This is a genomic window from Caenibius tardaugens NBRC 16725 (assembly GCF_003860345.1).
Taxonomy (GTDB): domain Bacteria; phylum Pseudomonadota; class Alphaproteobacteria; order Sphingomonadales; family Sphingomonadaceae; genus Caenibius; species Caenibius tardaugens.
This window is the reverse complement of the sequence record NZ_CP034179.1, coordinates 567,022-591,886: the sequence shown is the minus strand read 5'-3', so window position 1 is coordinate 591,886 and position 24,865 is coordinate 567,022. Positions and strand designations below refer to the sequence as shown.

The 24,865-nt window shown below is 60.2% G+C and carries 22 protein-coding genes; 17 read left to right on the top strand and 5 right to left on the bottom strand.

Annotated features, from left to right (window positions below; genetic code table 11):
- Positions 1-260: 260 nt before the first annotated feature.
- The 3 genes from EGO55_RS02855 (at position 261) to EGO55_RS02845 (ending at position 3,385) form a co-directional block, all read left to right on the top strand.
- Positions 261-1,106 (top strand): helix-turn-helix domain-containing protein, encoded by an 846-nt coding sequence (locus EGO55_RS02855; protein WP_021689485.1) that lies wholly within the window; start codon positions 261-263, stop codon positions 1,104-1,106.
- A 75-nt stretch (positions 1,107-1,181) separates the two neighbouring features.
- Entirely contained in the window at positions 1,182-3,203 is a 2,022-nt protein-coding gene (locus EGO55_RS02850; RefSeq protein ID WP_040715180.1) for a carbon starvation CstA family protein, read from the top strand.
- Positions 3,200-3,385, top strand: coding sequence for a YbdD/YjiX family protein (locus tag EGO55_RS02845; protein ID WP_021689483.1), 186 nt, complete (start codon positions 3,200-3,202; stop codon positions 3,383-3,385). The genes EGO55_RS02850 and EGO55_RS02845 overlap by 4 nt, the downstream gene beginning before the upstream one ends.
- Before the next feature lie 95 nt (positions 3,386-3,480).
- On the opposite strand, the gene EGO55_RS02840 is transcribed toward EGO55_RS02845, so the two are convergent.
- The 4 genes from EGO55_RS02840 to EGO55_RS02825 form a co-directional block, all read right to left on the bottom strand.
- The gene (locus tag EGO55_RS02840) at positions 3,481-4,248 is read right to left on the bottom strand and encodes an SDR family NAD(P)-dependent oxidoreductase (protein ID WP_021689482.1); all 768 of its coding nucleotides are present in this window, start codon (positions 4,246-4,248) and stop codon (positions 3,481-3,483) included.
- A gap of 480 nt (positions 4,249-4,728) precedes the next feature.
- The gene (locus tag EGO55_RS02835; RefSeq protein WP_040715152.1) at positions 4,729-7,242 is read right to left on the bottom strand and encodes a TonB-dependent receptor; all 2,514 of its coding nucleotides are present in this window, start codon (positions 7,240-7,242) and stop codon (positions 4,729-4,731) included.
- Between the two features lie 311 nt (positions 7,243-7,553).
- Positions 7,554-8,417 carry an SDR family NAD(P)-dependent oxidoreductase gene (locus tag EGO55_RS02830; RefSeq protein WP_021689480.1) on the bottom strand — a complete coding sequence of 288 codons (864 nt, stop codon included), beginning with the start codon at positions 8,415-8,417 and terminating at the stop codon, positions 7,554-7,556.
- Positions 8,418-8,599: 182 nt separating this feature from the next.
- On the bottom strand, positions 8,600-9,238 hold the full coding sequence (locus EGO55_RS02825) for a TetR/AcrR family transcriptional regulator (RefSeq protein WP_021689479.1): 639 nt from the start codon (positions 9,236-9,238) through the stop codon (positions 8,600-8,602).
- 103 nt (positions 9,239-9,341) lie between these two features.
- On the opposite strand from EGO55_RS02825, the gene EGO55_RS02820 reads away from it, so the two are divergent.
- From EGO55_RS02820 to EGO55_RS02810, 3 genes are all read left to right on the top strand, one after another.
- Complete coding sequence (locus EGO55_RS02820) at positions 9,342-10,211, top strand: phytanoyl-CoA dioxygenase family protein (protein ID WP_021689478.1); 870 nt, start codon at positions 9,342-9,344, stop codon at positions 10,209-10,211.
- Positions 10,212-10,276: 65 nt separating this feature from the next.
- On the top strand, positions 10,277-11,464 hold the full coding sequence (locus EGO55_RS02815; protein ID WP_021689477.1) for an epoxide hydrolase family protein: 1,188 nt from the start codon (positions 10,277-10,279) through the stop codon (positions 11,462-11,464).
- A 133-nt stretch (positions 11,465-11,597) separates the two neighbouring features.
- The gene (locus EGO55_RS02810; RefSeq protein WP_021689476.1) at positions 11,598-13,217 is read left to right on the top strand and encodes a GMC family oxidoreductase; all 1,620 of its coding nucleotides are present in this window, start codon (positions 11,598-11,600) and stop codon (positions 13,215-13,217) included.
- Positions 13,218-13,231: 14 nt separating this feature from the next.
- Here the strand turns inward: EGO55_RS02810 and EGO55_RS02805 are convergent, their stop codons facing one another.
- On the bottom strand, positions 13,232-13,840 hold the full coding sequence (locus EGO55_RS02805) for a TetR/AcrR family transcriptional regulator (RefSeq protein ID WP_021689475.1): 609 nt from the start codon (positions 13,838-13,840) through the stop codon (positions 13,232-13,234).
- 146 nt (positions 13,841-13,986) lie between these two features.
- Here EGO55_RS02805 and EGO55_RS02800 point away from each other — a divergent pair, with 146 nt between their 5' ends.
- The 11 genes from EGO55_RS02800 to EGO55_RS02750 all read left to right on the top strand — a co-directional run bounded on the left by EGO55_RS02800 (position 13,987) and on the right by EGO55_RS02750 (position 24,818).
- Positions 13,987-15,165 carry an LLM class flavin-dependent oxidoreductase gene (locus EGO55_RS02800; RefSeq protein ID WP_021689474.1) on the top strand — a complete coding sequence of 393 codons (1,179 nt, stop codon included), beginning with the start codon at positions 13,987-13,989 and terminating at the stop codon, positions 15,163-15,165.
- 26 nt (positions 15,166-15,191) lie between these two features.
- Positions 15,192-16,226 (top strand): zinc-dependent alcohol dehydrogenase, encoded by a 1,035-nt coding sequence (locus EGO55_RS02795; protein WP_021689473.1) that lies wholly within the window; start codon positions 15,192-15,194, stop codon positions 16,224-16,226.
- Positions 16,227-16,504: 278 nt separating this feature from the next.
- Positions 16,505-18,652 carry an oxidoreductase gene (locus EGO55_RS02790; RefSeq protein ID WP_021689472.1) on the top strand — a complete coding sequence of 716 codons (2,148 nt, stop codon included), beginning with the start codon at positions 16,505-16,507 and terminating at the stop codon, positions 18,650-18,652.
- Between the two features lie 11 nt (positions 18,653-18,663).
- Positions 18,664-19,875: an MFS transporter gene (locus tag EGO55_RS02785; protein ID WP_021689471.1), complete on the top strand. Its 1,212-nt coding sequence runs from the start codon at positions 18,664-18,666 to the stop codon at positions 19,873-19,875.
- A 1-nt stretch (position 19,876) separates the two neighbouring features.
- The gene (locus tag EGO55_RS02780) at positions 19,877-20,638 is read left to right on the top strand and encodes an SDR family NAD(P)-dependent oxidoreductase (protein ID WP_021689470.1); all 762 of its coding nucleotides are present in this window, start codon (positions 19,877-19,879) and stop codon (positions 20,636-20,638) included.
- Positions 20,639-20,660: 22 nt separating this feature from the next.
- Positions 20,661-21,737, top strand: a complete 1,077-nt coding sequence (locus tag EGO55_RS02775; protein ID WP_021689469.1) for a DUF1214 domain-containing protein — start codon at positions 20,661-20,663, stop codon at positions 21,735-21,737.
- Between the two features lie 208 nt (positions 21,738-21,945).
- Positions 21,946-22,404 (top strand): Lrp/AsnC family transcriptional regulator, encoded by a 459-nt coding sequence (locus EGO55_RS02770; protein ID WP_021689468.1) that lies wholly within the window; start codon positions 21,946-21,948, stop codon positions 22,402-22,404.
- Positions 22,401-22,868 (top strand): Lrp/AsnC family transcriptional regulator, encoded by a 468-nt coding sequence (locus tag EGO55_RS02765; protein WP_021689467.1) that lies wholly within the window; start codon positions 22,401-22,403, stop codon positions 22,866-22,868. Before EGO55_RS02770 ends, EGO55_RS02765 begins: the two co-directional genes overlap by 4 nt.
- A gap of 96 nt (positions 22,869-22,964) precedes the next feature.
- On the top strand, positions 22,965-23,408 hold the full coding sequence (locus EGO55_RS02760) for a nuclear transport factor 2 family protein (RefSeq protein WP_021689466.1): 444 nt from the start codon (positions 22,965-22,967) through the stop codon (positions 23,406-23,408).
- A gap of 125 nt (positions 23,409-23,533) precedes the next feature.
- Positions 23,534-24,358 carry a Coq4 family protein gene (locus tag EGO55_RS02755; RefSeq protein ID WP_021689465.1) on the top strand — a complete coding sequence of 275 codons (825 nt, stop codon included), beginning with the start codon at positions 23,534-23,536 and terminating at the stop codon, positions 24,356-24,358.
- On the top strand, positions 24,351-24,818 hold the full coding sequence (locus EGO55_RS02750) for a nuclear transport factor 2 family protein (protein ID WP_021689464.1): 468 nt from the start codon (positions 24,351-24,353) through the stop codon (positions 24,816-24,818). The genes EGO55_RS02755 and EGO55_RS02750 overlap by 8 nt, the downstream gene beginning before the upstream one ends.
- Positions 24,819-24,865: the final 47 nt, after the last annotated feature.

The window sequence follows — 24,865 nt, the reverse complement described above, 5'->3', positions numbered from 1 at the left end:
TTCTGCGGTTCCATGCGCGATAATTACCGGGCGACCGAGCCATTAATGACGTGTTGCAGACATGATGAGATGCGAATTTTCGTCAACTTCAGGCTCCTGCGCAAAATATCCTTGCGCCAACCGGTTGGAAGCGCGCACTCTGCAAATGCTCGGCAAGATATAAAGGTATGGATGCAGCAACAATCGGGACGATGTTATGAATCCCGCCATCTGTGTTCAAAATCCCGACAGTTGAGGAGCGTGAGGAGCGGGGCTGCAATATGACAGGTGTCACTGCCAGAACGGCGGACATGGAATTCGAATATGGCCGGTTTGATTGGCCCGCGAACCATGACAGGCGCGTGGTGCATTCCAGTCACGTGCTGAGTATGGCCGAGACAGCGCCCGGCAGGCGCGGCGAAGGCTGGCATGAGATCGATAACCGCCTCTCCCCACCACGGCCGCTTGGAACCATGCTGATCGCACCGGCAACAGTGCCATTCCATACGCGCGGGCCGGGCGGAAATTTCCGGGTCGCGCGTTTGCACTTCCGGCCGGCTGATAACGATCTCGATGTGCTGGCACGTGAACGCGATCCGGCAAAGCTGGGGGATTGTCTGGATATTCGTTGCCCGGATGTCACCCACGGGATGCATCGCCTCGTGCGCGAGACGGCTACGCCAGGCTTCGCCTCCGATATCGTGCTGGACGCGATTGGACGGATCATCCTGGTCGATATCCTGCGGTACTTGCGCAAGACGTGCGAAGAGACACCGGTCGCACGGAGCCTGTCGCAGGGTGAGTTGCGCAAGATTTATGCCTTTGTCGACGCGCATCTCACATCGCGCATCACGATCGCGGAACTGGCGGCTTTGCTCGATATCAGCGAACGGCATTTCATGCGCCTGTTTCGCGCGGCGACCGGCGAGACGGTGCATCGTTTCGTCGAACGCCAAAGGTTTGAGAAGGCCCGAATCCTTTTGCAGGAAGGCGATCAGCCGCTGAAACAGATTGCGCACCTTTTGGGGTTTTCAAGCAGGACCGGGTTTACCTTGGCCTTTCAAAGAATTGCGGGCCAATCCCCGCAGGAGTACAGACGTCAAAGCGCGACGCGCAACCGGAGCTAGAACCATATGGCGCTCATTGATCGGACCAACGGGGCAGGGCAGGGCTCCGTAACGCAGCATCTCCCCTGGATTGTCATGGCGCTGGTCGGGGCGTTTTCCCTGTCGGTGGTCGCCTTTTCCCGGGGGGAGGCGGTCAACGCGCTGTGGATCGTGGTTGCGGCGTCATGCTGCTTCCTCGTCGCCTATCGCTATTACGCCCTCTACATCGCGCGCAATGTCATGCGGCTCGATCCGTCGCGCCCGACGCCCGCAGTCTACCGCGCGGACGGGCTGGACTATGTTGCCACCGATAAACGCGTGCTGTTCGGGCATCACTTTGCGGCGATTGCAGGGGCGGGGCCACTGGTCGGCCCGGTGCTGGCCGCACAGATGGGTTATCTACCCGGAACCTTGTGGATCATTGCCGGGGTTGTCGTGGCCGGCGCCGTGCAGGATTTCATGGTGCTGTTCATCTCCATGCGGCGTGACGGGCGATCGCTGGGCGAACTCGTGCGCATGGAAATGGGGCCGGTGGCAGGGACGATTGCCCTGATCGGGGCCTTCATGATCATGGTCATCATTCTGGCGGTACTCGCCCTGATCGTCGTGCGGGCCCTTGCGGAAAGCCCATGGGGCATGTTCACCGTGGTGGCGACTGTCCCGCTGGCGATTTTCATGGGAATCTATACCCGCTGGATTCGGCCTGGGCGTATTGGCGAGGTTTCGCTGGTCGGTCTTGTCGGCTTGATACTGGCCATCGTTTACGGGCAGAACATCGCGGCATCGCCGTTCTGGGGGCCGCTGTTCACCTTCACCCCGGTGCAATTGTGCTGGATTCTGATCGGCTATGGGGCGGTGGCTTCTGTGCTGCCGGTGTGGTTGCTGTTGGCGCCGCGCGATTACCTGTCCACTTTCCTCAAGATCGGTGCCATTGCCGCTTTGGCCATTGGCATCGTGGTCATGGCCCCGCCGCTCAAGATGCCCGCGCTGACGCAGTTCGTGCATGGTGGCGGGCCGGTATGGTCAGGGGCGCTGTTCCCGTTCCTGTTTATCACTATCGCTTGCGGTGCCGTGTCAGGGTTTCATGCGCTGATCGCCAGCGGGACCACGCCGAAGCTGATCGCCAGTGAAAGCGATGCGCCGATTATCGGTTATGGCGGCATGTTGATGGAAGCCTTCGTCGCGATCATGGCGCTGGTCGGGGCCTCGATCCTCGATCCGGGATTGTATTTCGCGATGAACAGCCCGACTGCCATTACCGGCGGTGATCCGGTCACGGCCGCTGCTGCCGTCACCGCGATGGGTTTCCCGGTCAGCCCCGATTTTCTGGCGCAGACGGCGAAGGAAGTCGGCGAACATTCTGTCATATCCCGCACAGGCGGCGCGCCGACGCTGGCCGTTGCCATGGCCGAGATATTTGCCCATGTGCTGGGCGGGCCCGGCTGGAAGGCGTTCTGGTATCACTTCGCGATCCTGTTCGAGGCGCTGTTTATCCTGACGGCGGTTGACGCGGGAACGCGGGCGGGGCGGTTCATGTTGCAGGACCTGCTGGGGCTGGCGGTGCCTTCCATGCGGGCAAGCACATCGCATGTGCCGGGGATTATCGCGACGGGCCTGTGCGTCGCGGCATGGGGCTTCTTCCTTTATCAGGGCGTCACGGACCCGCTGGGCGGGGTTAACACGCTGTGGCCGGTCTTCGGTATTTCGAACCAGATGCTCGCCGCGATTGCGCTGATGCTGGCAACGGCGGTGCTGTTCCGTATGAAACAAGCCCGTTTCGCCTGGGTCACGATGGTTCCGGCGGCATGGTTGCTGGTCTGCACGGTTACGGCAGGGACACTGAAGCTGTTTTCCTCCGATCCGGCAGTCGGCTTCCTGGCGCATGGCGCGAAGTTTTCTGCTGCGGCCCAGCGCGGTGAAGTGCTGGCCCCGGCAAAGTCGATGGCGGAGATGGAACGGATCATTTTCAACGACCGGATCGATGCGGCGCTGTGCGGGCTGTTCCTGCTGGTGGTCCTGTCGCTGCTGGTCTTTACGATCCGGACCTGTCTGGCCGCGCGGCGGGCCGATGCCCCTACCGCGAGTGAAGTCCTGCCTGAAATGGAACCGGCACAATGAACGGGTTCTGGCGCAAGCTTCGCGAAACTGCGCTGCTGATGGTCGGCCAGCCGGACTATGATGCCTATCTGGCGCATATGGCGGCCCACCATCCCGGTCAACCGCCGATGGACCGCGTGGCGTTCTTCCGAAATCGGGAACAGGCCCGTTACGGTTCCAAGGGTGCCGGGCGCTGTTGCTGATGGGGGCGGTTAACCCCGTGGGAAGCCGCAGAGTCGATTAGTGGCGATGGAACAGGTTGAGGAGCCGCGGCTTTGTGTCGCGGCTCCTGCATTTCTTACATGTGGGTGCCGCCGTCGATCCGCAGTTCGGTGCCGGTGATGAACTTGCCATCGTCGGAGGCGAACATGGCAATCGCTGCGGCGATGTTTTCAGGGCCAGCGAACCCACCCTGGTTGAGAGCGGGCGACATTTTCGCGAACAGCGACCAGTCCGCATCGGCGGGCAGGCCCGGATCGCTGGTCATGCCGGACTGGATGCTGCCCGGACAAACGGATACCGCGCGCAGACCTTGCTTCGCATATTCGAGGGCAATCGTGTGGGTGAAAGCCTGAATGCCGCCCTTGGATGCCGCATAGGCCGCCATATAGGCATGGCCGAAGCTGGCCGATGTCGAACTGAAGTTGACGACGACGCCATTGCCGGTGTCCAGCAATGCGGGCAGGCATTCGCGGGTGACGAGGAATGTACCTGTCAGGTTGATGGTCAGAACCTTGTTCCAGAATTCCAACGTACACTCGTGCGTGTGCACCGAACGGAGAATCCCGGCGGCATTGACCAGTACGTCGAGTTTGCCGGCGGCCTTCAGCGCATCGCCAATGACGCGCTGCACCGAACCTTCGTCAGAAACGTCCACCACCAGCGTGGTCAGGCGGTCGGCGTGGCCGGACTGTTCGGCATGGGTGCGGGTGGTTTCGAGCCCGGCTTCCGAAATGTCGGCCGCCAGAACCGTGCCGCCTTCTGCGAGAATACGGGCCACGGTGGCTTGACCGATGCCCGAACCGGCGCCGGTGATAAGGACTGTGCGATTGTCGAATCTGTTCATTTTTCCATATCCGTTAATCATTGGGTTCGGCTGACAAACGCCTTTTGGCACTTCAGGCGAACCGAATGGCGGGATCGCCCCAAGCAGTGAGGGCGCGATCCATTCAAAACTGTGATGGGCAGGCTGTGATCGCGAACAGCATCATCGCGCGATCCACGAAAGGATACCCGCGATAAACGTGTGATATTCCGGGATCAGCGGCGGTTTCGGACGGGGCCGTATAAGGGGCTGCATGGTCGTGCGCGGGGGGCCGTATATCGGGAGAAGATACTCTCGTCCGGGGAACCCGCATGCTCCTGTCACGGCAGTATTGCCTCGCCATCCGGCGTTACACCACCGACCCGGTATTTCCAACACGTGGCGACGATGTAACGGCGCTATCAACAAAAAAGGGATCGGAGCGCAGGCCCCGATCCCTTTGTAGTGCGATTGTCATTCCGGCCTGCTGTTAACCCCCCAAGGCAGCAGGCCGGAACCCGGTCAGTCGCCGAAGCGGTAACGCAGCTGGAGACCCCAGGTGCGCGGTTCGCTGAACAGCAGGCTCGTGGAACCGAGGGTCGTGTAAATCGGCACGCCGCCGATCTTGTACACTTCCTTGGTCACGTTGTTGACGAACACGCCGAGCGAGAGCCCGTCCTGTCCGGCAATGTTGTTCCAGTCGGCGCGCAAGTCGAGCTGGTTGTAGCCGTTTTCGACGCCCAGCGGGTCCTTGGTGACCGAAAGGCTGTACTTGCTCGAATAGGCCCAGTTGGCGCCGAACGAAAGTTCTCCAGCCGTGTCGGAAAGCGGCACGACCAGATTGGCCGACAGATTCAGACGATGCTTGGCGAGGAACGCGAACGGATGACCGGTAATGATCGCACCCGTCTGCGCATCGACGACCTTGGTATATTTGGCGTCCGTGTAGGAGTACGAGGCGCCCAGAGTGAGGTTCTCGATTGGCTTCAGCGTCAGGTCGGCTTCGATACCTTTCACCTTGGCCTTCGCAGCGTTCACAATCAGGTTGACCAGTGACGGTGCACCCGTGACCGGGTGGGTGGTGGAAAACGGCTGGCTGATCTGCGCGTCTTTCTGGATCGAATGGAACGCCGCAAAGTTGAAGCGGCCATCCATCCCGCCAACCGCGAAATCGGTCTTCAAACCGGCTTCGAAGTCAGTGACCGTTTCAGGCCCGTACTGCATGCCGAAGTTGTAGGCTTGCGGGTTGAGGCCGCCTGCGCGGTAGCCACGACGGTGCGTGACATAGAGCAGGGTTTGCGGATTGACCTGATAGTCCAGCCCGATGTTGTAGGATGAGGCGTTGAAGCTGGCCTTGATGGAGGTCGGGCACCCGGCGAGCAGGTTACAGGTCGCAGGCGCCAGCGAGAACTTGTAGCCATTTGCCAGCGTTGCCGAGGAATCGCGGTAGTTGGCAGAGGTTACCGAACGGAAATCGTGCGTATAACGATAGCCTGCAGTCAGCTTCAGCCCTTCGGCGCCCACATTCGAGAAATCATACGAAACCTGACCGAACACGGCCTGACTGCGTTCTTTCGGGTCCGAGATGCTGAGCGATGGCGTCCCAAGGTTCATCTGGACAAGGTACTGCGGCTTCGGCGAACTGCTCCACAGCAGGAAGGCCCCCAGAGTAAAGTCCAGAGCACCGTCGAGTGCCTGCCCCTGCAACTGGGTTTCGTTGCTGATCTGGCGCAGATTGGTTGCCCAATGTCCGTCCGGCGTGATCTGATCGAGCAGCGGGAATGCCGTGCCGTCCATGTCATAACGGCTGTTCTGCTTGAAGCGGCGATAACCGAAGATGTTCTTCAGCGTCAGATTGTCGCTGATGTTGAACGTGCTGATGTTCGTGATGCCCCAGCCGATCGCTTTGGAAACGGCATCGACGCTGGTGCGCGAATAGCGCGGGCCCATCTGCTGTTGCCATGCCACGGCATTCTGCGTTGCCGGATTGGGGAAATAGGCAACCGCGCCATCAGCTACCGCCTGCGCGTAATACTGGGCGGGATTGGTGCTGAATTGGGCAAGCGACACGTAAGGGCCGCCGAGCGACAGGCGAATAGGCTGCGCAGTGTTTAGCCCACCTCCCGGCAAGCGGTTGATATTTGCCGCAAACGTCTTGGTCGCATCAATACCGGCGATCTGCTGCGACGATCCGTTCGTGCTCGACTTCGTATAATCGACCATGAGGAAGTTTTCGAAGCGATCGGACGGGGTCCACAGCATCGAACCGCGCAGGCCGAAGTAGTTGCGATCGTCGAGCTTCTGATGCTTGGGCGTGGTTGCGCCCGGTGCGTAATATTCGGTCTTGGTGAAGCCATCGCGCTTGGCGGCCTTGCCGGCGAAGCGGAACGACAGCGTATCGCCTGCAGGAACGTTGATCGCGCCTTCGATCTGGCGATCGTTGAAGCGGCCATACTGCAGATTGACGTAACCGCCGAAATTCTGCGAGGGGCGGGTCGGTTCGTAGAGCGCGGCACCACCGGTGGAATTGCGACCGAACAGCGTGCCTTGCGGGCCCTTCAGAATCTGCACGTTCTGCAAGTCGAAGAACTTGCCCGGGCCATTGTCGCCGGTCTGCAGCGGAACCTGCGAGAAGTAGGCGGTGACGCGCGGGTTCTGGCCCTGCGCCGATGCGCCCGAGCTGGACTGGCCACGGATCGACATGGTCACTTCGTCGCGTGCCTGCTGGTACGTGGTCAGCGCGGGGACCAGTTTTTGCAGGTCATTGGCGTCCTGAACGTTCTGCTTGCTCAGTGCCTCGCCGCTGAAAGCCTGTACGGAAATCGGCACGGATTGCAGGGCTTCTTCCCTACGACGTGCGGTAACCACGATATCGCCAAGGCCACTGCTGCTGGTCGACGCCTGTGCAGGCGCGGGGCCTTCTTCCTGCGCGAATGCCGGCGTTACACCGGCCATCAGGCCGATTGACGCAATGATAGCGCCGAACCGCCATGCGCTGTCGATGCGACGCGCACAGGAATTCCTACGATGATGCATTATGCTCCCTCCCATTAAATGTGCGTTTTTGGACGCAGGTACATTTTTGTATTGAGGTCAATATATCGGATAAAATCGGGCCGTCCAGAGGGCGCGCGCATACGTTGTGGCAATGATTTTGCGAATCTTGTGGATTGTGTCGTTCACGACACTCTCGTGCGTCTATCGCGCTCCAAAAATGCGGAAAACCGCCACTTTTTGTGTGCCTGCATTGTCCTGGTCTGCTGCAATCGCGGCGATTCGAGGATAGTGAACGGGGGCACCGCGTCCTTGTGCGGGTGGCAGTGCCCCAAAATTACACAAGGTGCGATTCAGGCGACAATGGCATCGCTGTAACTGTTGGGGCTTCCCAGCCAGTCGCGGTGCGATTGCGGCACTTTCCCACCTTCATCGGTAATGCCATACACTTGCGCCTGTTCCGCGCCGATCAGGGTCTTGCCCGACAGGTCCATGCGCGCCGGATCGGCGTGGATCGCTGCAATCACGTGGCCGGTGAATTCCGGTGTTTCTGCGATGGCCAGAATTTGCGCATATTCATCGGGCCGTTCCACAGCCGATGCCTTCGTCCGTTCGGTTGCGAGAATGCCCATCCAGATCGATGTCGTGGCCACGCCATAGGGACGCAGGTCCACGGCCATGTCATGGGCCATCTTATCAGTGCCAGCCTTCTGTGCGCCGTAAGCCGCGCCATGCATATAGCATGTGGCACCGGGTGAGGAGGTGAAGGCGATCAGCCCGCTACCCTGCCTGACCATTAGAGGGGCAGCGTAATAGCTGGCGATATATTGGCTGCGCAGCCCGACATCGATGATCCTGGCGAGCGAGATGGATTTCTCCCAGAAACCGCCGGGCTTGATCAGATCGTCATCGATATGCGCGACGTTGTTGACGAGAATATCGAGCCGACCCTGTTCGTCCTCGACCTGTTGGAACAGTGCGGCGACACTGGCGTCGTCGGCATGATCGACCTGCACAGCAATGCCTTTGCCGCCAGCGGCGGTGACCGCTTCCGCGGTTTCACTGATCGTACCGGGCAAGGCGGCATCGCCCGCCCGAATGCTGCGTCCGGTGACATAAACGGTGGCACCGTGCTGACCGAGCGCAACGGCAATGCCGCGTCCGGCGCCACGGCTGGCACCGGTGACAACGGCAACGAGAGGCTTGGTGTCGGTCATGGTATGGGTTCCTTATGCGGATGGCGGAAGCCGGGCATCGGGCAAGCTTTTTACCGATCGGCATTCCGGAAAAAGCGTTGCGTTCACGTGCGTGATTGTTTGCACATGTGCGGGGTGTCCACCAGCGTATCCTTGCACGTCGCCATAGGACGTGGGGCCGTCATGGCAGGGGCAGTGACCATTTATCCGGCTTTGGCCTGATCGGAGAGGGCGCATCCATAGAGGAACCGTCGCACGCGATAGCGCGCGGTTTCGACAATCACCTCGGGCGATGGCGCTGTTTCATGATAGGCAAGGGCCTGATCGGTGTAGAAGATCAACTGAAAGAAAGTCACGGCATCGCGCCGATCGGTGGGTGCGAGTTCGCCCGCATCAGAGCGGCATTGCAGATAGCGGACAAGCGGTTCGACCCCATCGGCCTGATAGGCCGCGATAAAATCCTGCATCACTTCCGGGCGGCTGAAACCCATGGCAATCATCAGCCGGGCGACCTGATAAAACGGCAGTCCACCCGCAAATGGGCGATACATGGCTGTGATATAGCCCACGGCAAATTCGGTCAGCATGTCTTCGGCGGGGCGTTGGGGGTCAAAGGCGACCTTGCAGGCCAGGAGCATATGGTGCGTGGCGTGCGCGATGACGGCATTCAGCAGCGCGGCCTTGTCGCCAACCATGCGATAGACGCTGGCCTTGCCCATGCCCGCTGCGGACGCGATGTCTTCGACCGTTGCGGCTTCATAGCTGCGTTCGATAAAAATGCGCGCGGCATGGTGGATCAGGCGTACGGTGCGCGGATCTTCAAACAGTGCCGTTTTGGCCAAGATCCTCTCCTGCAAGGACACGTTGCGGACTGACGGGTTCTGCCCCCCTGCGAGGGCGTACAGCGTCCGGTATGCCGTGAAACTATCTTGGGAGAATGGTTTGATGAATACAGAAATTTCCTCTGCGCAGATCGCCCGGTTTCACGCCCACGATAATCCGGATGCGATTGCGGCACGGATGTTGGCCGATGGGGTGGTGATTGTTCGCGCGATGCTGGATCGCGCCACGCTCGACGCGTTCAACGCTGAGATTGACGGATACTTTGCGGGTGAGGACGATGTCGCGCGCAGTTACATGAACGGCACGGTGACGCAGTTTTTCGGTCCGCAGACCCGCCATCTGGCCGGGCTGGCGGGCAAGTCCGCCGTGTTTCGGCGCGATGTCCTGTGCCATCCTGTGCTGATGGCGCAATGCGAACGGATTTTGCGCCCGCACTGCGCGACCTACCAGTTGAATTTCGCCGATGTGATGGATCGCTGGCCGGGGGCGGCACAGCAGATATTCCATCGCGACGATGGCATCTGGCCCTATCTTCCGCCACTGGGGTTCCCGCTGGAATTCGCAACGATGATTGCGCTCGGCCCGTTCACGGCGGAACGGGGGGCAACCCTGATTGTGCCTGGCAGCCATAGATGGGAAAAGGACCGCGTGCCGCAGCCGCACGAAATCGCCGTGGCAGAGATGGAACCGGGCGATGCCGCGTTCTATCTGGGCTCCACACTGCACGCCGGGGGCGAGAACACCACGGATCAGCGCCGCCGGGGCATGCATTTGAGCTATTGCCTCGGCTGGTTGCGTACCGAGGATAACAATTATCTGACTGCCCCGATCGATCTGGTGCGGACGCTGCCGCGCGATCAGCAAGCCATTCTGGGGTACGCGCTGCACGACGGGATCGAAGTGAACGGCGGTTTTCTGGGTGCTGTTGACTGGCGCAATCCGCTCGATCTCATGGCGGAAGGGCGATTGTAGGATCCGGCTATCGCCTGCCGGGAAATTGCGCCAATAGTCTGCGATACCCAAAGGAGAGGATCGCAATGACAGGTGCCGGGCCACAACCGCAGCCATTCCGGGTGGATATCGCCGGTGCGGTGATTGACGATTTGCGGGACCGTCTGCGGCGCACGCGCTGGGCCGCCGATTTTGCCAACGACGATTGGGGATACGGCGTTAACGCCGGTTATTTGCGGCCGCTGGTGGAATACTGGGCGGAAGAATTCGACTGGTTTGCGCATCAGGCCGCAATGAACAGGTTCGATCATTATCGCGTGGTTATCGACGATGTGCCGGTGCATTATCTTCGCCAACCGGGGAAAGGCCCCAATCCCGTTCCGCTGATCCTGACGCATGGCTGGCCGTGGACCTTCTGGGATTATCGCGACCTTATCGGCCCTTTGAGCGACCCGGCGGCGTTCGGTGGCGATCCTGCGGATGCCTTTGAAGTGATCGTGCCGTCGCTTCCCGGCTTCGGCTTTTCCACCCCGCTGAGGAAGACCGGGCTCAACTTCTGGACGACAGCCGATCTCTGGCAAACCCTGATGACGCAGGTTCTGGGATTTCCCCGCTATGCCGCGCAAGGGGGGGATTGGGGTGCCATGGTGACGACGCAACTGGGCCACAAATATGCCGATAGCCTGATCGGCATTCAGGTTTCCGCGCCGATGACCCTTGGCGCGTTTTCCAGCGATCGCCCCTATGCCCTGCTCGACGGACAGTTGGACAAGATGCCGGCTGATATGGCGGCGCATGCCATTGCGGTCGAACGGCGGATTGCCAGCCATGTGACGACCCACATGCTCGATCCGCAGACGTTGGCCTATGCGATGCACGATTCGCCGGTCGGGATGCTGGCATGGCTGCTGGAACGCCTGCGCGCGTGGAGCGATTGCGATGGCGATGTGGAACGGGCCTTTTCGCGCGACGATATTCTGACCAAGGCCACGCTGTACTGGGTGACGGAGAGCTTCGGCACCACCGTGCGCTATTACGCGGAAGCAGGGCGGCATCGGTGGACCCCGTCACACGATCGCCAGCCGATGGTCGAAGCGCCATCCGGCGTGTCGCTGTTCCGCAAGGATGGGGCGGGGCTGTTCGGCGATGCGCTGGTGCCGATCTACAATGTCCACCACCTCGCCGATCATCCTTCCGGCGGGCATTTCGCTGCGGCAGAGCAGCCCGAGGTGCTGGTAGAGGATATCCGTGCGACGTTCCGCACCTTGCGCTGACACGTTGCGACACCGGGTCTTTACGGCAACCGAACGGGCCGATACCACCGCCACGCCCGACAAGGGCGCATAGGCGCGCGGACGGGGAGTGGCTGCCCAACGCGGGTTTCATGCCAAAGCAACGGAGAGATAGATGTCGCAGGAAAAACGCCATTTCGATGTGATCGTCATCGGGGCGGGTTCTGCGGGATGCGTCCTAGCCAACCGGCTCAGCAGCGATCCGGCGATCGCGGTCCTGCTGCTGGAGGCAGGACCTGCGGATAAGAGCGCGCTGATCCATATTCCCGGCTTTTTCAATTCCATGTACGGCCCGGGCAAATTCTCCTGGGTCTATAGCACCGTGCCGCAGCCGCATGTGGACGGGCGCGTGATGCGCGATGTGCGGGGCAAGGTGCTGGGCGGAACCAGTTCGACCAATGGCATGCTCTATTGTCGGGGGGCGGCCGCCGATTATGACGGCTGGTCCGCCATGGGCAATGCGGGGTGGAGCTATCGCGAGGTACTGCCCTATTTCAAGCGGGCGGAAGATCATAGCGAAGGCGGCGATGCCTATCACGGCACGGGTGGACCGCTGCATGTGAAGCGCGTGCAGGTGGAACACCCGTTGGCGCGCGCCTTCCTCGACGCGGCAGTGGAGGCGGGGCACCCTTACAATCCGGATATCAACGGAGCGAACCGATTGGGGTTCGGCCCGGCGGAAACGACCATCTGGCGCGGACGGCGGTGGAGCACGGCGTCGGCATACCTCAAGCCTGTGCAGCAGCGCCCCAATCTGACAGTCATGACAGGCGTTCAGGTCACGCGGATCGTGATTGAAAACGGGCGTGCGACCGGCGTTGAGATGGCGCGTGGGCAGGATGCGCTGGTCTGCACCGCCGGGGAAGTGGTCGTCTCGTCCGGGGTGTTCCAATCACCGCACCTGTTGATGCTGTCCGGCATTGGCGATGGGCAGGAACTGGCGCGGCACGGTATTCGCACCGTGGCTGCGCTGCCCGGGGTGGGCAAGAACCTGCACGACCATGCCAGCGTGACCGCACATGCCCGCTGCACGGCGCCGGTCAGCTATTCCAGCCTGCTCAATCCGTTGGTCGCGGCGAAGGAACTGGCAAAGGGCGTGTTCGGGCGTCGGGGGTTTATGGCCAACTGTTCGATCGAGGCGGTGGGCATGGTCTGCTCCGTTCCCGAACAGGTCATCCCCGATATCAAATATCAGTTCGTGCCGATCCGGCTCGATCCGCTGACATCGATGCCGGTCCGCGAACATGGAATGGTCAACCGCATGGAATTGACCGTGCCGGAAAGCCGTGGCGCACTGCGGCTGGCGTCAGCCGACCCCCTCGCGCGCCCGGTGATCGACGCCAACTATCTGGCCGAAGAGAGCGATCGTGCGCGGCTGCGCGAAGCCTTGCGCACGGCGATCGAGATCTATCGCCAGCCCGCGTTCCAGGAATTCGGGGTTACCCCGGACATCCCGGTCGCCAACATGGACGATGATGCGGCGCTCGACGCCTATATCCGCGCCACACTGACCAACGATCATCATGCCGCCGGGACATGCGCCATGGGCGCGGGGAACGATGCGGTGGTCGATGCCCGCCTGCGCGTTCACGGGGTGGAAAACCTGCGCGTGGTCGACGCATCGGTCATGCCGCGCGTGGTATCGGGCAACACCAATGCGCCCACGATCATGATCGCGGAAAAGGCGGCCGACATGATCCTTGGGCGCGAACCGCTGCCGCCCGCGATGCTCTAGTTTGTGCCCAGACGTCAGGCTGGCTGGGTGAGTGCGCGACACAAATGGTCGACAAGCTTGCCGATGTGATCCGCAGGTATTTCTTTCGAGCTGAACATGATGCGGAAGATGAGCGTGCCCACGATCATATCGAACAGGATATCGGCGTCGGCATCGGGGCAAACGCTGCCATCCGCTTTGCCCGCAGCCACGATTTCGTGCATTTGCCTGCGCGCATCATCTTCAGCCGGTTTGTGAAGTTCGCTGCGTAAGCCATCGTCGCTGTTGAAGGTATTGATCAGTCCGATCGCTGCAGCCGCAATTTCGGGATGGCTGTATTGCCGCGCCACCTGATCGACCAGTGCCTGGATCTGCATGCGCAGATCGCCATCGGTCCGGGGCAGGGGCCTGTTCTTGCCGTACGCGATAGCCGCGGCGAGATGCGCCTTGCTGGGCCACCGGCGGTAGATCGTGGGGCGTCCAATGCCGGTGAGCTTGCCGATCGCTTCGAAGGTCATGGCTTCGTACCCACCTTCGGCCAGCAGCGCGCGTGCGGCAGCGACAATCTGTTCGTCAATTTCGCCGCTTCTTGGCCGACCCACGCCTGCCCGTATTTCTGTCTCTTCGCTGGTGTGGCTGGCCAAAGCCCTCTCCTTGGTACACTTTGCGTGCGATTCTTAAGCGTTTTTACGCGCGTGACAAATGCTGTGACGAAACCGTTGTATATTCGATACCATTACGTTACATAACGTATTTATTGAATCCAGAGAATCACATGGAAGAGGTGCCTATGCGCAAGGTCAAACTGCGGGCCGGGATGTTTCTCGCACCGTTTCACCCGCTTGATGAAAATCCGACACTGACGTTCGAACGCGATCTCGATCTCGCGCAATTCGCTGACGAGATTGGTTTCGATGAATTCTGGTACGGCGAACATCACACGGGTGGCTATGAAAACAGCCCTTCGCCGGAACTGATGATTGCCGCTGCCGCGCAACGGACCAAGCGGATCAAGCTCGGCACGGGGGTTGTTTCGCTGCCCTATCACAACCCCTTGATGACCGCGAACCGCATTGCGCAACTCGATCATCTGACTTTCGGACGCACCATTTTTGGTGCGGGACCGGGGCTGCTGGTCAGCGATGCGCATATGCTGGGGCTGGATGCGCGGGAATCGCGCGACAAACTGGACGTCGGGCTTTCGGTCATTTCGCGCCTGCTGCGCGGCGAATGGGTGACCGAAAAGTACGATGGATGGTACGATCTCAAGGATGCCCATTGTCAGGTGCTGCCGTTTCAGCAGGACATCGAAGTGTGCGTCGCCAGCACATTTTCGCCGAATGGCGGTGCGCTGGCCGCGAAATACGGGGCGGGGATGCTGTGCCTTGCGTCCACCAGCTACGGGGGCTTCGATGCCCTGTCGACCAACTGGAAGATCGCTTGCGAAGGCGCTGCGCGCGAAGGCCGGGCGATGGACCCGTCGTCGATCCGCTGCGCTACCGATATCCATATCGCGGAAACGCGCGACAAGGCGATGGATCAGGTGCGTGAAGGCTATGAACGGTACCTGCTCTATATCAAGAACCAGTCGGAACAATTGCCGGATTCACCCGCGCACAAGACATTGGAAGACCTGATCGAATCCGGTGAAATCGTGGTGGGTACGCCGGATGATGCGATCGCGCAGGTTCATCGTCTTGAACAGAAAGTACCGGATTTCGGCTGCCTGTTGATGCTGGACAAGAACTGGGCGGATACGCGCGACAAGAAGCGTTCGATGGAAATGATCGCCCGTTATGTCCTGCCTGCGATCAACGGCGACAATCGCAATCGCCAGCGTTCCTACGACTGGGCGCGGGAAAACCGCGATGGTTTCATCGAAGTTATCCAGACGGCGACCAAGCGGGCCTTCGAGAAACACGCCGCACAGGCGCCGGCGGAAACAGATGTGGCGATTGCCCGCCGCTGAATGCGGGCAACGTGGGAGAAAACGATATGCAATCAGCCAATTATATTGATCCCGGCAAGATCGAGGCCCGCGATGACGCGACCAGGCCTGTGCCCGCGCCGGGGGAAGTTCTGATCGCGGTGGAGGCTTGCGGCATTTGCGGATCGGACCTGCACATGTACCGTAACAACAGCTATCGCCATTCGCTCGTTCGCAAAACGCCCGAAGGCTATGATGTGCCTGGTCACGAATTCGCCGGGCGGATCGCGGAACTGGGCGAAGGGGTCGAAGGCTGGGCCGTCGGCGAGAAGGTCGTTGGCGTCACCGGCTATGGCGGCGGCATGGCGCAGTTCGTGACAGTGCCGGTCAACCCGTTCCAGCTTGTCCGCATCCCAGAAGGGGTGAGCTTTGCAGAAGCGGCGACTACCGAACCGATGGCGGACGGGTTGCAGATGGTTCGCAAGGCGGAGATCAAGCCGGGCGAAAATGTCATGGTGTTCGGCGTCGGGATTATCGGTCTTGGCGTCATACAGGCCATTCGCGCCAAATGTCCGGATGTGGGCAGGGTGATCGCCATCGATGTGCAGGACGTGCGCTTGCAGGCCGCGCTGGACGTCGGGGCGAGCGATACGATCAACCCGCGCAATGCCGATATCTTCGATGCCGCCGTGGCCCTGTGTGGCGGAGAAGACGATTATCGCGGCAAGTCCGCCAAAATCGACGTGGTGATCGATTGTGCCGGGTATATTCCGCATATTCCGGGGCCGCCACCGCTGGAAATCGCGCTGCGCTGCATTGCCAATCGCGGCGGGCGGATCGTGTGTTTCGGGGCTTACGAAGACAAGATGCTGATCGATTTCAGCTATGTCATCAAGAAGGAGCCGGTGATCATCGGTTCGAATGGCTATGCCCCCGAGGAACTGGTCGAGGCGCTGGAGATGATGCAGCGTGGGCAGGTGGATCGCAAAAGCCTGATCTCGCACTCCTATCAATTGAGCGAGATTGCCGAGGCTTTCGAAAAGCAGGGTATGCCCGAAGCGGTGAAAGTGATGCTGGAAATTCCGCAGCACGCCGCCGCCTGACGTTACTTCTCCTTTTTCAAAGGTGCATATGCCCGGGGGCAGCTTTGCTGTCTCCGGGCTTGTTGCGTGGCGGATTGGTATCTGCGGAAATACGCAATATGATTGATATGAGATAATCTATATCTCTTTGCGTAGTAATATGCGCGATATATGCGCAATTAAGGTTGAATTCAGTCGATGCTTTCCATAAGCTGGCTGAAGAATATCTCAGGGAGGGTCGGATGCGGAGTCGTGTTGCGGCGTTGCCGGTGCACAAGGTCTCGAAAGGAGCCTGAAAGATGGGCGTGTTCAAGAAAAAGAGCTTTCCGCACCTGCTGTCGCCCGGTCGGATCAACCAGCTGGAATTGCGCAACCGCATCTTCTTCTCGCCGATGGGATCGAACCTTGCGGAAGAAGACGGCTCCGTTGGAGAACGTCTGCGCACATATTATGCGGAGCGTGCCAAAGGGGGCGCGGCACTGGTCACGATGGGATCGGTTTCTGTCGGGTTCCCCGTGGGTGCCAGCAACTGGCGGCAGGAAGCGATTTCGGATGACCGGTTTATTCCCGGTCTGAAGGCGCTGGCTGATGAAGTGCATGCGCATGGGGCCAAGCTTGCCGTGCAGTTGCACCACGCTGGCATCACGGCGATGACCGACATGCTCGACGGGCGGCCGCTGGCGTGCCCATCCGTGCCCAAGGCCTCGAAGGACAGCGGCGATTTCGTCGACGTCATGCTTGAGGAAGAGCAGGCGAAGTTCTTCGAACCCTACGCTACCATGGGCGAAATCAAGTACGATACGCTGGATACCGAAGAGAGCATCGATCGCATCGTGAACCTGTTCGCCGCAGCGGCCGACCGGGCGAAGCGTGCAGGCATCGATGCCGTCGAGTTGCATGCCGGCCACGGCTATATCTTCTCCACCTTCCTGTCCCCGGCCTATAACCAGCGCACCGACAATTACGGCGGTTCGATTGAAAACCGCGCGCGTTTGTTGACTCGCACGATCCGCGCCGTGCGCGAAACGGTCGGTCCGGACTATCCCGTGTGGATGCGCTTCGACAGCCAGGAATTCCTGATGGATTATGGCATCACCTTGCAGGACGCGATCCGCACGGCGCAACTGGCCGAGGAAGCCGGTGTCGATGCCATACACGTCAGCGCGCATGGGGATTCCAATTACGGACGCACCTATTCCACCGGCCACGCGACGGACATTCCCAATTGTTTCGTCAGCAATGCCGCGGCGATCAAGGCGGCGGTTTCGGTCCCGGTGATTTGCCCGGGGCGGATCGAGCCGGAAGATGCGGACCGGTTCATTGCGCAGGGCAAGCTCGATTTCGTGACGATGGGGCGCAAGTTGCTCGCCGATCCGCACCTGCCTAACAAGCTGGCTGCCGGTACGCCTGAAGAGGTGCGGCCCTGCGTCTATTGCTACACCTGTATCAGCGCGATTTTCAATTCCAGCCACGTGATGTGCGCGGTCAATCCGATGACCGGGTTCGAAACGGAACGGCGCCCCGCTGCGCCCGAACGGCACAAGAAAGTTCTGGTGGTTGGTGGTGGCCCCGGCGGCATGGAGGCTGCGCGTCTGCTGGCGGACAAGGGCCACAAGGTGACCCTGTGTGAAACGACGATGCGGCTGGGCGGCACCGCGCAATTCGCATCGGTTGCCTATGCGCCCAACCAGGGCATCGTGGATTGGTTGAAGCGGCAGGTCACCGATGGTCGGGTCGAAGTGCGGCTGGGCACGAAAGTCACGCCGGAACTGGCGCGGGAACTGCAGGTTGACGAGATCGTCGTGGCGACTGGCGCGAAGCGGACGATGCCGCCGATCCCGGGCGCGGATCGCGATTTCGTGTTTTCCGGCGACGATATGCGCAGTCTTGTGCTGGGCCGTGAACTGGACCGGATTTCCGACAAGACCACGCGGCCCACGCGGGTGGCGATGCGATTGGGCAATCTGACGGGGCTTACGGGCAAGCTCGCCCTGCTGCGTCAGGGATCGAAAGTCTGGATGCCGCTGGGCAAGCGTGTGGTCATTATCGGTGGGGAACTGGTTGGGCTGGAACTGGCGGAATTTCTCGCAAAACGGGGGCGCAAAGTCACCGTTCTCGAGGAATCATCGCGTGTCGGCCGGGGTATCCCGCTGGTCCGCCGTTTTCGCGCGATCGACGAATGCCACGAACTGGGCGTTGCCATGCTGACCAATGCCAGTGATTTCAGCATTGGCGACCACACCGTGCGTTATACCAATGACGGCGGGCAGGAACGCATGATCGGCGCGGATACGGTGATCGTGGCGAAAGGCGCGACCGGGGACGAAACGCTCGCCGATGCGCTCGCGGCGGCGGGGTTCACGGTGCATCGCGTGGGCGATTGCACCGGGGTCGGTTACATCGAAGGGGCGATGCGCGACGCAACGCTCGCCACTCAGGCGATCTGAGCGCACGCCATATGCGTGCCGGGCTTGATAACGGGGCCACCGCAGACAGAAATGCGGGCTGGCTGGTGGCGGCTGTCTGTATTGCCGGGCCCGCGTTGGTATCGTTGATTCCGATGGCGGCGGCCCCGGCGCTGGTCGCGATGGCGCAGCATTTCGGGGCCGATGCGGGCAGTCAGCTTTTCTCGCAGATCGTGATGACATTGCCGGCTGCCATGCTGATCGCATCGGCGCCTGTTGCGGGCTGGCTGGCCGGACATGTGGGGCAGCGCGCGGTGCTGCTGGTATCGCTGGTGCTCTATATTATCGGTGGCGCGGGCGTCCTGCTGACAGAAAGCCGCGAGGCCCTGATCGTGCTGCGTCTGTTGCTGGGTATCGCGGGCGGGGGTGTGCTGACATCCTGCCTCGGGCTGATTGGTGATCATTTCTCGGGGCACACGCGCGAACGCGTGCTCGGCTATGCCACGTCGGTCTCTTCGCTTCTGGCAGGTGTGGCGTTGATCTTTGGCGGCAGGCTGGTCGATATCGGCGGCTGGCAGATGCCCTTTGCGCTCTATCTGCTGGGCATTCCCGTCTTGTTCGTTTCGTGGTTCGTGATCCGCGATATGGCGCCGGGTCATGTGCCGGTGGACCGGACGGAAGCAAAGCCCGCGCCCGAACTGGCGCGCGTGTGGCCCTATTATGCGCTGCTGATCCTGTTGACGCTGGGTATGTTCACCCCGCCGATTCAGGCCGGGTTCGTGCTGGCCCACAAGGGCATTGGCAGTGCCGAGACGATTGGCGTGGTCATCGCCGCGACATCGTTTGTGGCGATGGTTTCCGCCTGGGCCTTCGGTTTCCTGCGGCGCTGGATCGGCTTGCATGGTTTTCTGGCGATCGATGCCCTGAGCATGGGGGCGGGCCTCGTGCTGATCGGCCTTTCATCGGAAATCTGGATGATTTTCCTCGGCTGCGCGCTGGTGGGGATCGGCGCAGGCATGTCGGAACCGGCCACTGCATCGCTGCTGTTCCGCCGGGTGTCGCCCACGGTGCATGCGCTCGCCATGGGCCTGATCGTGAGCGCTCTCAACGCCGGGCAATTCCTCAATCCGCTGATTTTCGATCCCTTGCGCCGCCATCTTGGGGCGCTGGGTGCGTTCACGGCAGCGGGGTGTGTGTTTCTCGCGGTCGCCGCATGGGTGGCGTTGCGCAATCGACATGATCTGATCGAGAAGGAACGGGACTGATATGGGACAGCGGTTTGCCGGCAGGCGCGTGTTGCTGACAGGCGGGGCATCGGGCATCGGGCAGGCCACTGCGGAGCGTTTCGCATCCGAAGGAGCAACTGTCGCAATCGGGGATGTCGATGTTGCGGGGGCGCAGGCCATGGCCGACAGGCTTGGCGGCCATGCGTTTGCCTATGACGCGCGCGATCCCGCTGCCGCGCTGAAGCTGGTTGGCGATGCGCAGGCGGCAATGGGTGGGATCGATATCCTGCTGAATATTGCCGGGATCATGACCTGGGGCCGGATCGAGGAAACCGATCTGGGCGCATGGCAGCGTACGTTGGATATCAATCTGTCGGGACCATTTTATCTGACACAGGCCGCGTTTGCACCGCTCAGCGCCGCAAAGGGCTGCATTGTCAATGTCGCTTCGGCCAGCGGTCTGCATCCGGTATATGGCACCTCCGCCTATGGCATTTCCAAGGCGGGCGTGATTGCCCTGACGAAGAGCACGTCGCTGGAATGGGCGCGCCATGGCATCCGGGTGAACGCCATTGCACCGGGCGGCGTCAACACGCCGATGCACGAAAAGACCACGGCCGCAGGTGGCATCGACCCTGCCATTTTTACCGAGGCTGCAGGGCGCAACATGCCCAAGCTCACCGATCGGGATGCCTGCACCCCGGCCGAAATCGCCGCAGCCATTGCCTATCTGGCAAGCGATGAGGCACGGTATGCCACGGGCACGGTTTTGATACTCGATGGCGGGCAACTGACCGGGTGATGAGGCACAAGGGAGCAGGGATATGAACACGACGACGGGTGCAGATGTCTGGGATGCGTTTACCGCGCGGTTGGGCGAAGCGCGCGCCACGCTGACCGCCGAAGGGGCGCCCGTGGCGGCGTTCGATCAGGCGGAGGGTGCACGCTATCTCAGCCGCCTGATCCGCCTGGGTCTGGAAATCTATCTGGAGGGGGGCGATCCGGATTTCCCCACTTTCGTGCGGCCCAGTCATGAAACCGCGAAACTGGGCGGGGACAATCCCGATAACCTCTATCTGTCCGCCACGATCGGCGGCGATCGCACCTATCGGCTGACCGGGAATATCGGCTCGGTCAGCTATCTCAGCATCGGTTCGAAAGCCAACCGTTACGCGATCGACGGCACCATGGCGTCAACCGGGGAATTGCAGGGGGATGAGTTCGGGGCGGACGCCAATGGCGACTTCGTCATCATCGCGAGCCAGACAAAGCCGGACGATGGCTCGGCGTGGCTCCCGCTGGCGGCGGATTCCAATATCCTGCAAGTGCGGCAAACCTTCATCGACCGCCGCAGCGAAGTGCCCGCGGCATTTGCCATCGAACGGATCAGCGAAGGGCCGGCGATGCCCGATCCGCTTGATCCCGATGCACTGCGCGCGCGGCTGACGGGCGCCGCCGATTTTGTTGTGAACAGTTCGAAACTGTTTGCCGACTGGTCGAAGATGTTCATGTCGCACCCCAATGACATGCGCGATTGGGGGCAGGAGATGTTCCAGAAGGCCGGAGGCGACCCGGCGATCTTCTATGTCCACGGATACTGGAAGCTGGAACCGGGCGAGGCCTTGCTGATCGACACCCCGATACCGACGTGCGAATTCTGGAATATCCAGGTCAACAACTGGTGGATGGAATCGCTCGATTACCGTTATGTTCCGGCCTGCATCAACAATGGTACCGTAGAGCTGAACGATGATGGCACTGCGACAATCGTTGTCGCGCATCAGGATCCGGGTCGGCCGAACTGGCTGACCACACATGGCCATAACGAAGGATTTCTGCTGCTCCGGTGGGTCCGTGCGGAGGAAACGCCTGTCCCCACGGTGCGCCATATACGGCTTTAATTGATGCGATCGTTTTTTTGCCTGAGGGGATAGGCGGCACAGTTGTAGCAGTGCTGCCCATTATGTGATGCGCAAAACGATAAGGGCAAATATCCGGATTTTCATTTTGCGAATTCGCATCCATCTGTGCAATATTGTTCCGCTGTTTTACAGGTTTGCAAAAACAGGCGTGATGCCATAGCGCCGTTCAAGCGAAAGGGGTGGGTGCTTGAGGCGTCAACTGGATGAACACGACGAGGCGATCATCGCTGAATTGCGGGATGATGGCCGGGTTCCGATCCGTGAACTTGCGCAAAGGGTTGGGCTGACCGAAGCGACTGTCAGGGCGCGCATTCGCCGTCTTGAAGAGTCCGATTCCATGCGGATTGTCGCCAAGCTCGATCTCGGTTCGATGGGATATCCCTTTACCGGGCTACTTGGGCTGAAGATTCGCGGCAGGACGATCGACGAGGTTGCGAACGATCTGGTCGATATTCCCGGGGTCATCTCCGTGCTGTCGGTTATTGGCCGTAATGATCTGGAAATTCAGGTTATTGCACGAGATATGGCGGCGTTGAACCTGCTTGTGACGCAAACCATACCGCAGATCGATGGCGTTATCGGTGTGGAGGCTGCGCTGGCCATGAACATCGTCAAATATGTGCAACCCTGGGGGCGTTTCGAATGAGGGAAATCGAACTCAGCGATCTTGATCGGCGGTTGCTCGATCGTTTGGCGAGCGATGCGCGCGTCAGCAATCGCGAGATTGCGCGCGAATTCGGGCTTACCGAAGGGGCGATCCGTTTGCGGCTGAAGCGGCTGATGGATGAAAAGGCCATGCAGGTCGTGGCGGTAACCAACATCGATCACATTCCCGATTCCGTCATCGCCTATCTCTGGATCGATGTGGACGCGAGCTATCCGTTGCAGGGCGTGCTCGATGCTCTCGTTGCCCTGCCGGAAGTCACTTACGTGGCCTCGCTGATCGGGCGTGCGGATATCATGGCGATCACCTGGGTGCGAAGCGCCACCCATCTGGCGGATTACCTGCACGATACGATCGATCCTATCCCCGGGATCGCGCGCATCCGTTATGAGCTGACGCACCGCATGTTCAAGCATGACTATAGGATGACGACTATCGCTCAATGAATACGCAAAGCGATAATTTGATATGTAAATATTCCGTTTTGCGTTGACATATCCCGCGTTCTGAAGCCATCTGTGCTTAGCATAGAGGAGGCTTGAGTGGGATTCGAGGATGACAGGAGAGCGCGGCTGCGCGCCATTTTTGCCGAACTGATCGATGCATATGGGCGCAAGGATTTCGACGCTTTCGGCCGCCATGTCGACGAACAGGCCGTGTTCGAATGGCCTTATCCGCCAATCAAGGGGTTTCCCGAACAAATGGTCGGGCGTGATGCCTTTATCGAGATGTCCCGTGGCGGGATGGCGGATTGCGACGGGTATCACCATCAGGTCGACAGCTTTTACGACCAGCTCGATCCCGATACGCTGATCGTGGAATACCATTCGGACACGGTGCTTCAGTCCACCGGGGTGCATTATTCCAACAGGTATCTGGGTATTCTGCGTTTTGAAGGCGATATTGTCGTGTTCTGGAAAGAATACGTGAACCCGATGATTATCGCAGATGCGTTTGGGCAGAACTTCAAGAATGAAGCGCTCTGATCCTGACGGGCAACCACATCGGGGCCGGTTCGCGGTCCCGAACGGTTGAGCCGGGATTTCTCATTCTGTACTACGCGTATGGATTCGAATCCTGACGCACAGGATCGAGGGAGAGGTTTGAACGCATGAAAATCGAAGGCAAAGAAGCGGATTATCTGAAGGGCGCGAACGAGCCGCTGGCAGGGTCCATTCTGATCAGCAATTCGCGCTATCTGAACAATCCGCGGTTCCGCGACATTTATGCCCAGATGGGGCTGAAACGGAACGGGCACGATCTGCCTGCAGCCTATCTCGTGCCGGAAATCGGCAACGCGATTGCCGAGGAAATGGATTTCGAACGGCTTATGACGTTGCTGGACGAGGAGAAGGCCAGCAACGCCGAATTTGCCGAATGGCTGGACGCGCGCTTCGTTTCCGACTGGAACAAGATCGACCTGTCGCACTGCAAGGATGGCACGGTTGGTGCGGCCGTGCGTGGCTTTATTCAGGAAAGCGGACTCGATATCGATTTCATGTTCCGCGGGGAGCCGCGCAACGATTTCGAATATCTCAACAAACGCCGGGTACAGAACCACGATATCGAACATATCGTTACCGGTCTCGATCCCAGCCCGGTGGGTGAAGAATCCCTGATTGTCGCCAATACTGTGGCATGTTTCAATTACTTTTCCTCACCCGAACTGGCCGGGATGCTGTCATTCCAGCCGATGTTCCTGTCGTCCACCAGCCTGATGCGGATGAATTGCCACTATCCCGCAGTCGTGCCCGCCATGCTGGAAGGCACGGCACGCGGATACGCGCTGGGCATGAAGCAGAAGAAGCCGCTGTTCATGATCCGTTGGGAAGACTGGATCGACGTCTCGATCGAGGATGTGCGCAAGGAATTCGGTTTTGAGGATGGCCCTCCGGCAGGGCATTGGGCCTGGACCTGGGAGGCGGCATATGGTTGATCCGGTGAATACGGGTTTCGGGGTCGTCGATCTTATGGCGATCCAGAAGCTGATCCATTCCTATCCGCGTTTTCTGGATGCCGGGAAACTGGATGCGATGGGGCAGTTGTTCGCTTCGGCCACAGTTCATTTCGAAGGACGTGATGATCCCGTGGTCAACGATGCAGCGGAAGTCACGCGCATGTTTTCCGACTTTCTGCAGCTTTATGATGGTATTCCGCGTACGCGCCATCTGATCTGCAATGTGATCGTTGAACCGGAAAGCGATGTGGCGGCAACCGCGACCAGCACGGTGCTGGTGGTGCAGGCTGCGCCCGATCTGCCTTTGCAGCCGATCATCACTGGCGACTATCGCGATCGCTTTGAAAAGCGGAATGGCCAATGGCATTTCGTGGAACGGTACATCACCAACGATCTGTTCGGTAACCTGTCGGCGCATGGCAGGTATAACATCGGGTGAAAGCGCGATTCAGCCCGGCGTGGGCTGTCGCGATGCAGAATAGAAAT

What these genes read in the sequence shown, in the direction of transcription:
- EGO55_RS02775 (WP_021689469.1), top strand. Translation starts at nt 20,661, where the DNA reads ATGAACACGACGACGGGTGCAGATGTCTGGGATGCGTTTACCGCGCGG.
- EGO55_RS02800 (WP_021689474.1), top strand. Translation starts at nt 13,987, where the DNA reads ATGCGCAAGGTCAAACTGCGGGCCGGGATGTTTCTCGCACCGTTTCAC.
- EGO55_RS02765 (WP_021689467.1), top strand. Translation starts at nt 22,401, where the DNA reads ATGAGGGAAATCGAACTCAGCGATCTTGATCGGCGGTTGCTCGATCGT.
- EGO55_RS02855 (WP_021689485.1), top strand. Translation starts at nt 261, where the DNA reads ATGACAGGTGTCACTGCCAGAACGGCGGACATGGAATTCGAATATGGC.
- EGO55_RS02835 (WP_040715152.1), bottom strand. Translation starts at nt 7,242, where the DNA reads ATGCATCATCGTAGGAATTCCTGTGCGCGTCGCATCGACAGCGCATGG.
- EGO55_RS02755 (WP_021689465.1), top strand. Translation starts at nt 23,534, where the DNA reads ATGAAAATCGAAGGCAAAGAAGCGGATTATCTGAAGGGCGCGAACGAG.
- EGO55_RS02840 (WP_021689482.1), bottom strand. Translation starts at nt 4,248, where the DNA reads ATGAACAGATTCGACAATCGCACAGTCCTTATCACCGGCGCCGGTTCG.
- EGO55_RS02810 (WP_021689476.1), top strand. Translation starts at nt 11,598, where the DNA reads ATGTCGCAGGAAAAACGCCATTTCGATGTGATCGTCATCGGGGCGGGT.
- EGO55_RS02785 (WP_021689471.1), top strand. Translation starts at nt 18,664, where the DNA reads ATGCGTGCCGGGCTTGATAACGGGGCCACCGCAGACAGAAATGCGGGC.
- EGO55_RS02815 (WP_021689477.1), top strand. Translation starts at nt 10,277, where the DNA reads ATGACAGGTGCCGGGCCACAACCGCAGCCATTCCGGGTGGATATCGCC.
- EGO55_RS02750 (WP_021689464.1), top strand. Translation starts at nt 24,351, where the DNA reads ATGGTTGATCCGGTGAATACGGGTTTCGGGGTCGTCGATCTTATGGCG.
- EGO55_RS02790 (WP_021689472.1), top strand. Translation starts at nt 16,505, where the DNA reads ATGGGCGTGTTCAAGAAAAAGAGCTTTCCGCACCTGCTGTCGCCCGGT.
- EGO55_RS02780 (WP_021689470.1), top strand. Translation starts at nt 19,877, where the DNA reads ATGGGACAGCGGTTTGCCGGCAGGCGCGTGTTGCTGACAGGCGGGGCA.
- EGO55_RS02845 (WP_021689483.1), top strand. Translation starts at nt 3,200, where the DNA reads ATGAACGGGTTCTGGCGCAAGCTTCGCGAAACTGCGCTGCTGATGGTC.
- EGO55_RS02795 (WP_021689473.1), top strand. Translation starts at nt 15,192, where the DNA reads ATGCAATCAGCCAATTATATTGATCCCGGCAAGATCGAGGCCCGCGAT.
- EGO55_RS02830 (WP_021689480.1), bottom strand. Translation starts at nt 8,417, where the DNA reads ATGACCGACACCAAGCCTCTCGTTGCCGTTGTCACCGGTGCCAGCCGT.
- EGO55_RS02850 (WP_040715180.1), top strand. Translation starts at nt 1,182, where the DNA reads ATGGCGCTGGTCGGGGCGTTTTCCCTGTCGGTGGTCGCCTTTTCCCGG.
- EGO55_RS02820 (WP_021689478.1), top strand. Translation starts at nt 9,342, where the DNA reads ATGAATACAGAAATTTCCTCTGCGCAGATCGCCCGGTTTCACGCCCAC.